Raw genomic sequence first — 14,276 nt, forward strand, 5'->3', positions numbered from 1 at the left:
AAAGCAGAAAATAAAGGGAGCCCTATGGGCTCCCTCAGAATTGACAGTATATCCAGTTATCCGTTTATAGTCGTTCCTGCCTCGCCCTTCAAAGCCTCTTCGGCCTTGTCAAGAGAGGTGATAATTGCCTTGCGTCCCTTTCCGCACTCTAAAAAGTCTACGGATGCGGAGATTTTTGGAAGCATGGAGGCAAATTCAAACTGTCCCTGACTGATGTAATCCTTCGCCTGGTCGATGGTCATGTTTTTGATGGGCTCTTCATGGTCTGTACCGTAATTTAAGGTAACATTGTCCACGCTGGTAAGGATCATCATTACATCGGCATCGGTTTCCTTTGCCAGAAGGCCTGTTGCCAGATCTTTTTCAATGATCGCGCTGGCACCCCGGAGATTGTACCCCTGTTCCATAACCGGAATACCGCCGCCGCCGCAGGCGATGACGATCTGATCAGCATCTAAAAGAGCCTTGATGGCGTCGATCTCTACAATGGCTACAGGATGGGGAGATGCCACGATACGGCGGAAGCCTCCTTCCACCTCCTTCACATGATTTCCCTTTGCCTCTTCCTCATCTGCCTCTTCACGGTTCATCACTCTTCCGATCACCTTTACAGGAGTATAGAAGGCTTCATCATAAGGATCTACCGTTACCTGAGTTAAAACAGTGCTTACAGGCTTATAGATGCCCCGGCGGATCAGCTCGGCGCGGATGCCGTTCTGCAGATCATAGCCGATATAGCCCTGGCTCATGGCGGAGCAGACAGACATGGGGGCAGAACTGTAGCCGTCATGCTGGCGTCCGAACTCGTTCATCGCAGTGTGGATCATGCCGACCTGCGGGGCGTTGCTGTGCACGATAGCGACCTGCCAGCCCTCCTGGATAAAGTCGGCGATCACCTTTGCAGTGCGCTGTACTGCTTCCTTCTGTTCCGGAAGATTAGTTCCCATATCCTTGTGGCCAATAGCCATTACAATGCGTTTTTTTGCCATATTCAGTCCCTCTCTTTGTATGCGATGTTGTTATATCTATTTTAATTTATTATCTCTGAAAATGCAACGAAAAAAGATACTGGAAAAAGAAATGCACCCGTGATATACTGGCATCATGCAGCAAAATACAGACATACTGAGGAATACACAGATGGTGGAAAAGAAATCATTTCTCCCTCCGGGGTGGCAGAGGCTGCTCCTTGGGACGGTGCTTGCTGCTTTGGCAGGAAATATACTGGTACGCCTGATCCCCTGGCCTGAGAGCTGGCTGATTTCTTATGGGGAAGTACAGACAGCAGAGCGTATGAGCCAGTCGTATTATCTGGCGCTTACCCTGGCGGCGGCGCCGGTGATGGAGGAGGCGGTATTCCGGCTGGGCATTTATGGACTTCTAAGAAGAAAGCTTAGGCCGAAAGCAGCAGCTTTTCTTTCAGCTTTGGCCTTTGGCTTTTACCACGCAAACATGATTCAGGGCCTTTACGCCTTTTTACTGGGCTTTGTTTTGGCACGGGGATATGAGAAATGTCCCTGGGGAAAATACGGGATGGCGGTGCTGATGCACGCGGCTGCCAATGGGGCAGCCCTGCTGGCCTTCGGCTAAAGCTGCCTGCCGTCCTTATCTGCATACACGCAAGGAGGAAAAAACGTGAAATTACTTTCAGTAGCGATACCCTGTTATAATTCAGAAGCTTATATGGAGCACTGCATCCGTTCTCTTCTCACTGGAGGGGATGAGGTGGAGATTCTGATCGTAGATGACGGTTCCACAAAGGACCGGACGGCTGAGATCGCAGATGAATATGAAAAGCGCTATCCCGGTATCTGCCGCGCGATCCATCAGGAAAACGGCGGTCATGGCGAAGCTGTCAATGCGGGATTGAGAAATGCAACGGGCGTATTTTTCAAAGTCGTAGACAGCGACGACTGGGTAAATGAGGAAGCATATCAGAAGGTTCTGGAAACCCTGCGCCGGTTCGTTTACCGGGGGGAAGCTCTGGATATGCTGGTGACCAATTTCGTATATGAAAAAGAGGGAGCAAGACGTAAAAAGGTGATGAAATACCATACCGCCTTTCCAAAGGACTGCGTCTTTGGATGGAAGGATGTAAAATTTTTCATGATCGGTCAGTACATACTCATGCATTCCGTAATTTACCGGACACAGCTTTTAAAGGAATGCGGGCTGGAGCTTCCCAAGCATACCTTTTATGTAGACAATATTTTCGTCTACCAGCCCCTTCCCCATGTAAAAAATATGTACTATCTGGATGTGAATTTTTACCGCTATTTTATCGGAAGAACGGATCAGTCTGTCAATGAATCCGTGATGATCGGCCGCATTGACCAGCAGCTCAGGGTTACGAGGCTCATGCTCGGTTACTATGATGCCACTAAAATATCCAATCCAAAGCTGCGCCATTACATGATCCAGTATCTGGAAATTATGATGACTGTCTGCTCCGTTTTAGCGATCAAGTCAGGGACTGCGGAGAATCTGGCTAAAAAGAAGGAGTTGTGGAATGAGCTCAAAAAGCAGAATTTCCCTCTGTGGCTGCGTCTGCGCTGGGGATTTCTGGGACAGGGCTGTAACCTGCCGGGAAAGGGCGGAAGAGAGCTGCTGATCCTGGGATACAAGATCACACAGAAGTTTTATGGATTTAACTAACTAAAGTAAAAGAGCCGCCGGGGAAGCGAAATGATATGCTTTCCCGGCGGCTTATTTGGTTTATTTGCAGCCATGATCCTTATTCTAAAATTTTTTCCACAATCTTTTTTTCTTCTTCCACAGGGCTGCAGGCATAAACAAGATGATACATCATAGCAGCCATAATTCCTGCGCCGACTCCGTCGATCACGGAATGCTGCTTTAAAAATACAGTAGAAAGACAGATCGCTGCGGTTAAAATGGCTGCGCCTGCCTTTAAGGCAGTTTTTCCCTGAAACAGAGGGCTTTTATGGATGGCAATATAGGTACCGATGGAATTGTATACATGGATGCTCGGAAATACGTTTGTACAGGTATCGGTACGGTACAGAGCAGCCACGGCAGCAGTAAAAATATTTTTATCGGGGTCAAGAATCGGACGCAGACTGGTACCATTTTCAAAAAAGGTACAGATGATCAGGCTGATGGTCATGCCTGAAAACAGAAAGGTGCACATCCGGTAATAATCCTCTTTGCTTTTAATAAGGAAGTAAATCAGCGTCACTCCTACAAAAGCAAACCAGAGAAGATAGGGAATGATAAAATATTCATTAAAAGGAATCAGATCATCCAGAGGGGCGTGCATGAGATGATAATCGCGTGTCACTGTTTTTTCCAGATAACAGAACCAGGGAATATAGATAAAAAAATAACTTAAAAGCCATATATGGCTGTATTTGCGGAAGAAATCACAAACTCGTTTCATAGAACTGTTTCCCTTTCTAAGAGTTTAAAACGAATGTAAAGGAACTGTTAAAATTTGTAGATGTGCAAAATTATAGCACGGTAAAAATGGAAAAACAAGAGCTGGACAGAAATCTTAATAAAGTTTCGAGAGCTTTAAGAAGTTGCCCTGCAAACTGCGTCTTTTCATTTTATGTATCTTGTGTTATCATTATTATATGAAATAAATTTACATGTAAATGAAAGGACATGGCATGAGTGAAGCACGAAGCGTATTAGGCGTGATCTGTTCTTTCTATGACAGCTTTTTTGAGGCGGAAAAGAAGATTGCGGATTATATCATGGAGCACAAGGCCCAGGCAGTAGATATGACGGTGGGGGAGCTGGCAAGAGCCAGCGGCACAAGCGACGCTACGGTATCCAGATTTTGTCGCAGATGCGGGTTTAAGGGATTCCAGAGCCTAAAGCTGGCTTTGGCCAGAGAGGTGCTCAGGGAAGAACAGGACAGCCGGAAGGTGACAAATGATATTGACCGGGAGAATCTGTCCCAGTCACTTAACAATATTCTGGCAAATAAGGTTGCGGAGCTGACAGAAACGGTCCGTATGATGGATATACACAGCCTGGAAGAAATCCTTAAAAAGCTGGAAAAGGCCCGTATGGTTCAGCTGGCTGCAGTGGGAAATACGATCCCTGTGGCTCTGGACGGCGCTTTTAAGTTTAATCAGCTGGGTATTCCGTCTGTGGCCGGAGACATCTGGGAAACGCAGGCAGCTTATACCTTTAATCTGGGGCCGGAGGATGTGGTGCTCCTTATTTCCAATTCCGGTTTTTCCAGGCGGTTAAACACACTGGCTCAGGGAGCAAAAGAAAATGGGAGTACGCTGGTGCTGATCACGAATAACCCGGATTCGCCTCTGGCTTCGATCTGTGATCATAAAATTATTACGGCCACCAGAGAAAAGCTTCTTACAGAAGAATTCTGGTTTTCACGGGTCACAGCCACGGCGGTGATTGAAATTTTATATCTTCTTTTGCGGGCGGGAAAGAAGGATGCTATGGAACATATCCGCCGCCATGAGGAAGCTATTTCCTCGGATAAAAACGAAATATAGGTAAAATGTACAAAAAAGAGACGGTATCTGACAGGCAGAGGCCGTCTTTTTGTTTGAAGTGATGAAAATATAAGAGAAACAAAATTTCGTAAGAAATAATATTGACGAAAAATAAATATCGTACTATAGTATAGATGTGAAATTAAATTTCTTATAAACAAGGGGAGATGACATATGATTTACACAGTTACCTTTAATCCGGCTCTGGACTATGTGATCGCTGTGGATCATTTTGCTCAGGGAAAGGTCAACCGTACAGTAAAGGAAGATATTTTCTGTGGAGGAAAAGGGATCAATGTTTCTGTGTTGCTGGCAAATCTGGGAGTTGAGAGCACAGCTCTGGGGTTTGTGGCCGGATTTACGGGAAAAGAAATTGAAAGGGGGTTAAAAGCATTTGGGATCTCATCCGATTTTATCCATGTAAAAAGTGGAATGTCACGTATCAATGTGAAACTGAAATCGGAGGAAGAAACGGAGATTAACGGGATGGGCCCGGATATCCGGCCTGAGGATGTGGAAGCGCTGTTTGAAAAGCTGAACCGTTTAGGGAGCGGGGATGTGCTGGTGCTTTCCGGAAGCATACCGGCTGCTGTGGGAAATGATATTTACCGTAGGATCATGGAACAGTTAAAGGATCGGGGCGTGTGCATTGCTGTAGACGCAGAACGGGATCTGCTGACAGAGGTACTTCCATTAAAGCCTTTTTTGATCAAACCTAATAACCATGAGCTGGGGCAGATCTTTGGAAAGGAACTAAAGACGGAGAAGGAGATCATCGATGGCGCCATGAGCCTAAAAGACCGGGGAGCGGTCAATGTGCTGGTGTCCATGGCAAAGGACGGAGCAATCCTGGTCGATGAAAATGGAAAAGTCCACAGACTGGGAGTGTGCCGTGGAACGGTGAAAAATTCCGTAGGAGCAGGCGATTCCATGGTGGCGGGATTTCTGGCAGGATATTTAAAAACAGGAGATTACGATTATGCGCTGCGTCTGGGAACGGCCAGCGGAGGAGCGACGGCATTTTCAGATGGTATGGGAAGCAGAAAAATGATCATGGAGCTGTTTGCACAGCTTACAGAAAATGGAGGGAAGTAGAGGATGCGGATCACAGAATTGTTGAAAAAGCAAAGCATTGAACTGGGAGTGAAGGCAGCTTCCAAGGAGGAGGCTATTGATCGTCTCATCGCCCTTATGGATGCAGGGGGGAGGCTGAATGACAGAGCCGGTTATAAGGAAGGGATTCTTGCAAGAGAAAGCCTGGGGAGCACAGCAATCGGGGAAGGGATTGCCATTCCCCACGCAAAGGTAGAAGCAGTAAAGGAACCGGGGCTGGCAGCCATAACAGTGCCTGAGGGTGTGGATTATGAGGCGTTTGACGGCTCTCTGTCCAATTTGATTTTTATGATCGCAGCTCCGGCAGGAGGAGAAGACGTACATCTGGAGGCATTATCCCGGCTTTCCACCCTGCTGATGAATCCTGGTTTTAAGGAAGCTCTGATCCATGCAGGATCAAAGGAGGAGTTCCTGGAGGTTATCGATCAGGCGGAAACGGAGCGGTTTGGGAAGAAAGAAGAAATGGATGAACCGGAAAAGGCAGCAGAACCGGAAAAAACAGGCTTTCGCGTGCTGGCAGTCACTGCTTGTCCCACAGGAATTGCCCATACCTATATGGCTGCTGAAAATCTGGAAAATACAGGGAAAAAACTGGGGATTTCCCTGAAAGCAGAAACGGATGGTTCCGGCGGCGCTCAGAATATTCTTACGAAAGAGGAAATCAGGGAGGCAGAAGCAATCATTGTTGCGGCAGATAAGAATGTGGAAATGGCGCGTTTTGACGGAAAGCCCGTTATCATGGTTCCGGTGGCAGACGGCATCCACAAGGCAGAAGAGCTGATCCGGAGAGCAGTCAGCGGTACAGTGCCGGTATATCACCATGAGGGCGGAACCTCCGAGGCAGAAGCGGAAGGAGATAAAAGTATTGGAAGAACCATTTACAAGCATCTGATGAACGGCGTATCCCATATGCTTCCCTTTGTGATCGGTGGCGGCATCCTCATTGCGTTAGCGTTTCTGCTTGACGATTATTCCATTGATCCGTCCAATTTTGGAAAAAATACCCCTCTGGCTGCATATTTAAAGACCATCGGCGAACAGGCCTTTGGAATGATGCTCCCGATCCTTGCAGGCTTCATTGCCATGAGTATCGCAGACCGTCCGGGACTTGCAGTAGGAATGGTAGCTGGTATGGTGGCGAAAATGGGCTGTACCTTTGCAAATCCTGCGGGTGGTGATGTAAATGCAGGCTTTCTCGGAGCTCTCTTTGCAGGCTTTGCGGGCGGTTATCTGGTGTTGGGGCTTAAAAAGATTTTTTCCAGACTGCCCAAATCCTTAGAAGGTATCAAGCCGGTGCTTCTTTATCCGGTGCTTGGGATTTTTGTGGCTGCTGTAATGACTACACTGATCAACCCATATATGGGTATGATCAATGATGGACTGACACATTTCTTAAATGGAATGGGCGGTGCCAGCCGTATTGTGCTTGGAATGGTACTGGGGGCTATGATGTCTATTGATATGGGAGGTCCCTTTAATAAAGCGGCCTATGTATTTGGTACTGCCCAGCTGGCAGAGGGGAATTTTGAGGTAATGGCTGCAGTGATGGCCGGTGGTATGGTTCCGCCGATCGCGATTGCCCTGTGCACTACATTTTTTAAGAAGAAGTTTACAGAAAAAGAACGCCAGTCCGGCATTGTAAATTATATTATGGGACTATCCTTTATCACAGAGGGAGCGATTCCCTTTGCAGCACAGGATCCCCTTCGCGTGATTCCTGCCTGTGGGATCGGAGCGGCGGCTGCAGGAGGCCTTTCCATGGCATTCGGCTGTACCTTAAGGGCGCCTCACGGCGGCATCTTCGTACTCCCTACCATTGGAAATCCTCTTATGTATCTGGCTGCTGTGATGGGAGGAGCTGTCGCAGGATGCCTGATTCTTGGGCTTCTTAAGAAAAATACAGAAGAATAACAGATAGAAACAAGCCCGGCTGATCAGGTATGGCCGGGCTTTTGCTGTGCAAAAATTCAGTTAGATGCGGTCGGCGCTGTCGCGCATATACTTGTACTCTGCCACAGAACGGTCAAAGCCTTTGATGTGGTAGTAGAGCCAGTCTCTTACATTTTCTGCCACCTTGGAAACAAAGGCGTCAGAAGGGCCTTCTTCGTCTGTAAGCATATCGTGAAGCTCCTGTACGGTACGGCGCAGCTCCTCATGCTTTTCAAGATGCTCCTTCAGGCCCGGATATCCGATTTCCTTCTGGAATGCCTCTTCCTCTTTGAAATGGAAATCCGTATAGTCTGCCAGATAATTTAATAATCTGGCAGCTCCGCTCTGGTTGGAACGGTTCTCACAGCTGACTAAGAGGTCATTGATCCGGCTGATCAGCTCTCTGTGCTGGCTGTCGATCATTTCATTTCCTGTGATCAGGTCATCTGTAAATTCTGCATACATGGCTTAAATCCTCCTGCTTTCATGGTATAGCAAAAGTATACCACGGGGAGGCGGGAAAGTCTACGAATGATTTGAGGTACTTAAACCAAAAACAAAGAAACCCTTGATTCTTCAAGGGTTTCAGAGTAGCGGAAGGGAGATTCGAACTCTCATGGTCGCTCTCAAATACATAGAAAAGAAAGGGTTTGCACATCCTCTCATGCCAAGGTACTCAAAAAGGTACTCAAATCTATTTTTTCAATATCTAGTGGGTTAGAAGAAAAATCTGTCAAGAATTTGTGGTTACAAACGAAAGCCTGTTCTTGACAGATTTTTGTATGGTTGAGAATAACTCATAATACTAAAACGAGGTTGATAGACGCTTGTGTCCATCAACCTCTTGATTACTACTTAGTATCGTATTTGCATGTTAAGACTCATATCTTTTAAAAACTGTTTTTTCCATCAATTCTTTTCCAGCCAGTTCATTCATTGGATGCCCTTCATTTATTAATTTTCCAGTGTATTTGTTGATAAGAGAAAATGCATCCTGTTCGAATCCAATGATACCCCATTTTACAGCTTCTTCATAAATAGTAATCTCTTTCGTATCTATATTTCGATTTCCTATACGAATCCATTCATTTCCTTGTAATTCATAGATATAATCACCATAGATGTCATCAATATATTCTATAGTACCATTTTCAGCGTTCTTTATTTCAATAAAACAACTAAAATCTCCTCCTACTCCTAATTCATATCTTTCATCTAAAACTGCATCATAACCTGTATAATCTCTCTCTTCATGCACTGGTGTTTCAGCATAAAGCTCATATGACTGTGTCGCTTCATTCTTTACATAGAGTTGTGTTTTGTAATAAGCATATTTCCCTGCCATATTCTGAGTGGGTTCGTTATCGTTCATAACCTTTTTGCTTTGAATTGTTCCATTTTCCACCCATGCGCCATCTCCGTTCACAGTGTACCCATCCGGTGTGGTAGTGTTAGTCAATAGCCATCCATTATAATCAAAATAATAGCACTCTGCTGTTCCGTCTCCATTTCCATCAATCCACTGCCAGCCGTTGCTGGTATAGGAACCATTGCCATTGTCATACCACCATTTTCCTTGATTTTCTCCGGTTCCCGTCTGCCATGTTCCAGCAAATGCACTTGTTGCCATAACAGAAGTTAATGCTGCTGTGACTACTACTAATTTTGTTATTTTCATACCTGTCCTCCTAATGGTTTTATATGTAATCTTACTTTATCCTACTTGTCAATATTGAGTATGACAAAATGATATATTGTAGTAAAAGGAGTTGCTTAAATATGAAACCTTTAAAAACAAAAGTAAGTATTACTTTGGATTCTACCGTTGTAGAAACAATCAGAGAACTGGCAGATAATGATGATCGCTCTTTCTCTCAATTTATAAATTTGATATTAAAGGACTATCTTTCCCAAAAGGAACTTTTTGGTGAAACAAAAAACTTATGATTTTATAGAATTTTTATGTTTTTAGACTTGCTTCCAGAAGATTTTTGTGATATATTTTTCATACCAAAGAAATTTATTCTTTGTGTAGGAACTGCCACTATAGGTGTGGTAGTTGTATACTAGCGGCTTACTGCTTACTGGTTGAACAAGGACAACAATCACAAATGTCTTCGCCATGCAAATCATCATATTTTTTAAGAGAAGGGATTTTTCGGATTTGTAAATTTCGAAGAACAACGATTAAATAACCTTTGCGGACTCCACAGGTAATGCTGAGTAGCTCGAACGAGCATTTGCTAACATCTTATGATGTTTTCTCAGATTACCGTAGGATTCTGCTTTTTTATTGGAATAAATAGGCTTTTTCCGGAGGTTTCTGGGAATGGCCTATTTTTTTGTTTTCTAAAGGAGGTGAGAAATTGAAAATTTATTTAACTTGGGAACAGGTGTTCCCGAAAGGGGCAATTTTGGCGGAAAGCCGACCCTGGTATGAGTACAATGGCAACCAGAGAACTGAAAAGTTGCTCGGAACGAATTATATTTTGATTCGACGACCGGAATACGAGAAAGTTTCAGTGAAAGTTCCTACGCCTGCTCCCATAATAACAAATGACGAGATTGAAAATGCTGACGATGTCATTTATGTTGAAGCAGAAGGTTTTGTGGGGGTATACTACAAATCAGACAATGATTTTAAGGTTTCTGGCAAGGCGGAAAAGCTGATAATTAAAGGAGGACGCTCATGAATCTCTGGAATCTCTGGATGAAATACATTGAGTATTTATGCGATTTATTTAACGAAAAAAAGTTTTGGAAACTGACAATGCACGCCTTTCTAATGCTGTTTGGACTATTCTCGCTCACAACAGTTTTAAGCGGAATTCTATATCTGCTTTCCGCAAATTGGGAAACCATAACAACAGCGGTCGGCTGTATTGTTATCGTGGCACTGTTTGTATTAGGCTTCTTCCCCAAGAAAAAAGCTGCTCCTGCTCTGCCAGAGGCAACACAGACTGGCTACGACCCTGTATTTCTGAATAGCACTTACAATTTATTAAGGACGAACATGGTTTCCATACTTGCGGAGACCGCCGATATGCTTCATTTGCGTATCCCCTCTACTCCCAGCCAGATTGAAGCCCCCGTTCATCATGACATTGTGAGCAATGCGGCAATTTTTCATTTTCTGTGCGGAAAACAAGAGCCGTCTGTCAAAACAGACCCGTTTGAGGCTATGGGAATCATTCAGAGCGTGTTGGAACGACGCTTGAACAACCGTGAACTAATGGGGATAACTCAAACTACCACCTTTTACAACGGAATGGCTTATCCTGCAATCATGGTAGATGGGGTTCAAGATTTGGGGCGCTATATCCAGATTGACGTAGCCATTACAAACGAAAGCTACTTGCGATATAGGACAACTCGGCTTTACAGCAACATGAACGACAGTAATGCCTTCAACCCATACGACCGGAATTTCTAAGATGAAATGTGAGCTGTTTCTAAACGAAGCATATCTACAATACGGCATAGAAAAATATATCCTCTGGGATACGGATGTGGCCCCTCATGGGGCCATATTCGGAACCACAGGTAGTGGAAAAACCTATGCTGAAAAGATTTTACTGGCACGGATTTCCCTCAAATGCCCCAGCAGTCAATTTTTTATCTGCGATTTCAAAGGGGATTCGGATTTTTCCTTTCTCGCAGGTGCAGAAAGATTTTATCGTTATGCAGAATGTAAAAAAGGACTGGATAATTTTTACAACTGTTTTCTGAACCGGCAATCTGGCAAAGATAATAACCGGAATTTTCTATTGCTGGTATGGGATGAATGGGCGAGTTATATCCTCAGTTTAGATAAGAAGGTTGCTGAAGAAGAAAAAAAGAAGCTGGCTATCTTGTTGATGCTGGGGCGTTCTTTTAATGTTCATGCGCTTCTATGTATGCAACGGCTTGATGTAGCCTATATCCAGTCAAGAGATTGTATCAACCTTGTAATGGCTATGGGAAACCTCTCAGAAGAAGGCAAAGAAATGATGTTCCATGATTATAAAAAGCAGATGGAATCAAACCGCCGACAAGGTACAGGCTATTTGACTATCAACGGAACAAATTTTACTCCCTTTGTGGTTCCGCAAGTAAGGAACCATGAATTATTAAATGAGTATATTCAAAAAGCAGTACAGAGATAACTGCCGCCTGCGTGCGAAGCGTAAGCAAGGCGGCATGGTGGGCGGCTCTGCCGCCTGCCTTCTACTTGACTTAATATCATAAAGTGACAGAAGGTATATCAAAATGGACAAAAATACATTCTATCCCATTTATGAAGGTACAAGGCCATATCAAAATAACATAGCTATTTTAAAGGACTATAACGGACAAAGACAAAAGCTGACCTACTGTTATAAGGTGCGCCAGAGTGGTGTTTGTGATGGAAGGGCGGCTCCTGCTGAAAAGAACACTGTCAACGAAAAGAAACTGGAAAACAATTTGATTCGAGCCAGAAATACAGTGTATGAATTGGCATTGTGCAACGAATGGGATTGGTTTTTAACAATTACCCTTGATCCAGAAAAATATGACAGAGAAAATCTCCCTAAATTTAGGACGGATTTTTCACGGTTTATACGAGAGTATGGAAAAAAGCAGAGATTGAATATCAAGTATCTGGTAATTCCAGAACAGCACAAGAAGGGTGGATGGCATATGCATGGATTTTTAAAAGGTATTCCACCGGATTATTTAAGATTATTTTCCTTAGAAGAAAAACTCCCTCAGTATTTACGAAAAAAATTGAAACAGGGTATGCATATTTATGACTGGCCAGCCTACCGCCAAAAATTTGGATTTTGCGATATTGAACCGGTAAGAAATTTACAGGCGGCCTCAGCTTATGTTACTAAATACATTACGAAAAGTTTCGGTGCAGGTGTCCAAAATCTGGGAGGTCATTTATACTATGCTTCTCAGGGATTGCAACGCGCAAAAGTGGTAAAAAGGGGAAAAATGAATCCCGATTCCATTTACTGGGATTTTGAAAATGAATATGTCAAAATCAAATGGTTTGATGGTGGGGATATAGGGATTTCAAATCTGGTACAGGAAGATACCCATATCAAAGAACTTCGGCAAAAAAGAGATGTTCTGTATGAATACAGAAAATGGGAACCAGAAGTAGACATAGAGACAGGGGAGATTTTATTTGACTCTCCATTCAAAGATTAAAAACAGGGTGTAGGGCTTCACTTAAATAAAACAAACAATTATAAAAACTACAAAAAATAACACAAAACAACAATTATATTGAAAACATATATTATTCCAAAATATTTTACATATAAAAATTCCAAATCAAAAAATCAATCAAAAATCTAATCATAATTCCAAAATCAAATATTATTGAATCCTTACACCACCAAAAGGTGGCGTAAATGAATAAAATAAGTGCAAAGGATATGGCGGTCTTGCAAGAGGCTCTTGCCAGTGGTATATTAAACATCGAGGATGTGCAACAGGTGCTCAACATGAAGAAGGAAGAATATTATTTATCGTTGCACAGATATGACATATATGAGGGGAAGGACGGTAAATGGTACACATATCTGCCAGACAAGCCCCAGAAGCAAGGGAGGCGAAAGCTGAAAAGAACTTCGGAAACAGCAATCAAGCAGGCTGTCATTGACTTTTATAAAGATTGGGAAAAGCAGGAAAAAGGGAAAGAATTGACCCTTAGAGAATTATATCCCATCTGGATTGAATGGAAAGGCGCTCATACACGCGCCACAGCGTCCATACGGCGTTTTAATTGCGATTGGAAGAAATTCTATCTCCCATATCCAAAACTCATAGACAAGCCTATTATAGAGCTTACAGTAACAGAATTAGACCTGTGGGCGCATAAGATGATTAAGCAACATGATATGACAAAGACCTGCTACTATACCATGACAATTCTGATACGGCAGATGTTAGACTATGCCGTTGATCCTCTTGGAATTATTTCGGAAAATCCATTCCGTCAAATTAAACTGCAAAAGAAAATGCTTAGAAAAACTGTCAAGAAGAATGATGAATCACAAGTATTTCTCTTAGATGAGACACCCAGAATTATAGAGGCAGCTTTGCAGGATTTTAATAATAATCCTCTGAATACTGCTCCCCTTACGGTTCCTCTTGGATTTCTGACAGGTCTCCGTTTGGGAGAGATGGCGGCTATCAAGGATTCGGATATAATAGGCAATGTTCTCTATGTTCAAAGGATGGAGGAAGAAGTGTATGATTACTCCGATTTAGAACATATTCGCCTAATAGAGCGGACGGTTGTGGATAATGCAAAAACTGATGCCGGTATCCGTGAGGTTCCTTTGGTTCCGCAGGCCCTCAAACTCATTGAGGCGATTCGGGCATCCAACCAGATGAACGGCTGGTCTAATAAAGAATTTTTGTTTCTGAATAATGGAGAAAGAATGACTACCCGTACAATCAAGTACCGGATTTCAAAATACTGTAAACAATGCGACATTATGGAAAAGAGTTTTCATAAGGTGCGGAAAACATATATATCCGCATTGATTGACAGCGGTATCAATATCAATGAAATTCGGAAAGTAGTAGGACATACGGATGAGCGTACAACATTTTCCAACTACTGCTACAATCGGATGGGGAAACAGGAGACAGCACAACTTTTTGAAAATGCGCTGGTTAATGAAAATGGAATTGCAGATTGCAGGATAGCGATTTGAGGTACTCAAAGGTACTCAAACCAAAAACAAAGAAACCCTTGAT

General features: G+C 43.5%; 15 protein-coding genes. 11 read left to right on the forward strand and 4 right to left on the reverse strand.

Going from position 1 to position 14,276, the window contains the following annotated elements:
• Positions 1 to 56: 56 nt before the first annotated feature.
• On the reverse strand, positions 57 to 989 hold the full coding sequence (gene arcC / locus ACZM6M_RS01545; protein WP_337433712.1) for a carbamate kinase: 933 nt from the start codon (positions 987 to 989) through the stop codon (positions 57 to 59).
• 151 nt (positions 990 to 1,140) lie between these two features.
• On the opposite strand from arcC, the gene ACZM6M_RS01550 reads away from it, so the two are divergent.
• Together ACZM6M_RS01550 and ACZM6M_RS01555 are read left to right on the forward strand one after the other, a co-directional pair.
• The gene (locus tag ACZM6M_RS01550) at positions 1,141 to 1,590 is read left to right on the forward strand and encodes a CPBP family glutamic-type intramembrane protease (protein WP_419043065.1); all 450 of its coding nucleotides are present in this window, start codon (positions 1,141 to 1,143) and stop codon (positions 1,588 to 1,590) included.
• A gap of 45 nt (positions 1,591 to 1,635) precedes the next feature.
• On the forward strand, positions 1,636 to 2,655 hold the full coding sequence (locus ACZM6M_RS01555; protein WP_296035152.1) for a glycosyltransferase family 2 protein: 1,020 nt from the start codon (positions 1,636 to 1,638) through the stop codon (positions 2,653 to 2,655).
• A gap of 79 nt (positions 2,656 to 2,734) precedes the next feature.
• Here ACZM6M_RS01555 and ACZM6M_RS01560 read toward each other — a convergent pair whose 3' ends face one another.
• The gene (locus ACZM6M_RS01560; RefSeq protein WP_066546445.1) at positions 2,735 to 3,400 is read right to left on the reverse strand and encodes a phosphatase PAP2 family protein; all 666 of its coding nucleotides are present in this window, start codon (positions 3,398 to 3,400) and stop codon (positions 2,735 to 2,737) included.
• Between the two features lie 232 nt (positions 3,401 to 3,632).
• Between ACZM6M_RS01560 and ACZM6M_RS01565 the strand changes: the two genes are divergently transcribed.
• From ACZM6M_RS01565 to ACZM6M_RS01575, 3 genes are all read left to right on the forward strand, one after another.
• Positions 3,633 to 4,493 carry a MurR/RpiR family transcriptional regulator gene (locus ACZM6M_RS01565; protein ID WP_066546447.1) on the forward strand — a complete coding sequence of 287 codons (861 nt, stop codon included), beginning with the start codon at positions 3,633 to 3,635 and terminating at the stop codon, positions 4,491 to 4,493.
• Between the two features lie 174 nt (positions 4,494 to 4,667).
• On the forward strand, positions 4,668 to 5,588 hold the full coding sequence (gene pfkB / locus ACZM6M_RS01570) for a 1-phosphofructokinase (protein WP_066546450.1): 921 nt from the start codon (positions 4,668 to 4,670) through the stop codon (positions 5,586 to 5,588).
• 3 nt (positions 5,589 to 5,591) lie between these two features.
• Positions 5,592 to 7,517, forward strand: a complete 1,926-nt coding sequence (locus ACZM6M_RS01575) for a PTS fructose transporter subunit IIABC (RefSeq protein WP_417301092.1) — start codon at positions 5,592 to 5,594, stop codon at positions 7,515 to 7,517.
• Positions 7,518 to 7,577: 60 nt separating this feature from the next.
• On the opposite strand, the gene ACZM6M_RS01580 is transcribed toward ACZM6M_RS01575, so the two are convergent.
• Positions 7,578 to 8,000, reverse strand: coding sequence for a bacteriohemerythrin (locus ACZM6M_RS01580; protein WP_066546460.1), 423 nt, complete (start codon positions 7,998 to 8,000; stop codon positions 7,578 to 7,580).
• Positions 8,001 to 8,409: 409 nt separating this feature from the next.
• Entirely contained in the window at positions 8,410 to 9,213 is an 804-nt protein-coding gene (locus ACZM6M_RS01585) for a hypothetical protein (protein WP_489489429.1), read from the reverse strand.
• Between the two features lie 101 nt (positions 9,214 to 9,314).
• Here ACZM6M_RS01585 and ACZM6M_RS01590 point away from each other — a divergent pair, with 101 nt between their 5' ends.
• The 6 genes from ACZM6M_RS01590 (at position 9,315) to ACZM6M_RS01615 (ending at position 14,233) form a co-directional block, all read left to right on the forward strand.
• Positions 9,315 to 9,482 (forward strand): toxin-antitoxin system protein, encoded by a 168-nt coding sequence (locus tag ACZM6M_RS01590; RefSeq protein WP_489489430.1) that lies wholly within the window; start codon positions 9,315 to 9,317, stop codon positions 9,480 to 9,482.
• A 419-nt stretch (positions 9,483 to 9,901) separates the two neighbouring features.
• Entirely contained in the window at positions 9,902 to 10,228 is a 327-nt protein-coding gene (locus tag ACZM6M_RS01595; RefSeq protein ID WP_489489431.1) for a hypothetical protein, read from the forward strand.
• Positions 10,225 to 10,968 (forward strand): hypothetical protein, encoded by a 744-nt coding sequence (locus ACZM6M_RS01600; RefSeq protein WP_489489432.1) that lies wholly within the window; start codon positions 10,225 to 10,227, stop codon positions 10,966 to 10,968. The genes ACZM6M_RS01595 and ACZM6M_RS01600 overlap by 4 nt, the downstream gene beginning before the upstream one ends.
• 1 nt (position 10,969) lies before the next feature.
• Entirely contained in the window at positions 10,970 to 11,680 is a 711-nt protein-coding gene (locus tag ACZM6M_RS01605) for a helicase HerA domain-containing protein (RefSeq protein ID WP_489489433.1), read from the forward strand.
• A gap of 103 nt (positions 11,681 to 11,783) precedes the next feature.
• Complete coding sequence (locus tag ACZM6M_RS01610; protein ID WP_489489435.1) at positions 11,784 to 12,713, forward strand: rolling circle replication-associated protein; 930 nt, start codon at positions 11,784 to 11,786, stop codon at positions 12,711 to 12,713.
• Between the two features lie 206 nt (positions 12,714 to 12,919).
• Positions 12,920 to 14,233: a tyrosine-type recombinase/integrase gene (locus ACZM6M_RS01615; protein ID WP_489489437.1), complete on the forward strand. Its 1,314-nt coding sequence runs from the start codon at positions 12,920 to 12,922 to the stop codon at positions 14,231 to 14,233.
• Positions 14,234 to 14,276 lie beyond the last annotated feature (43 nt).

Source organism: Enterocloster sp., assembly GCF_057861365.1.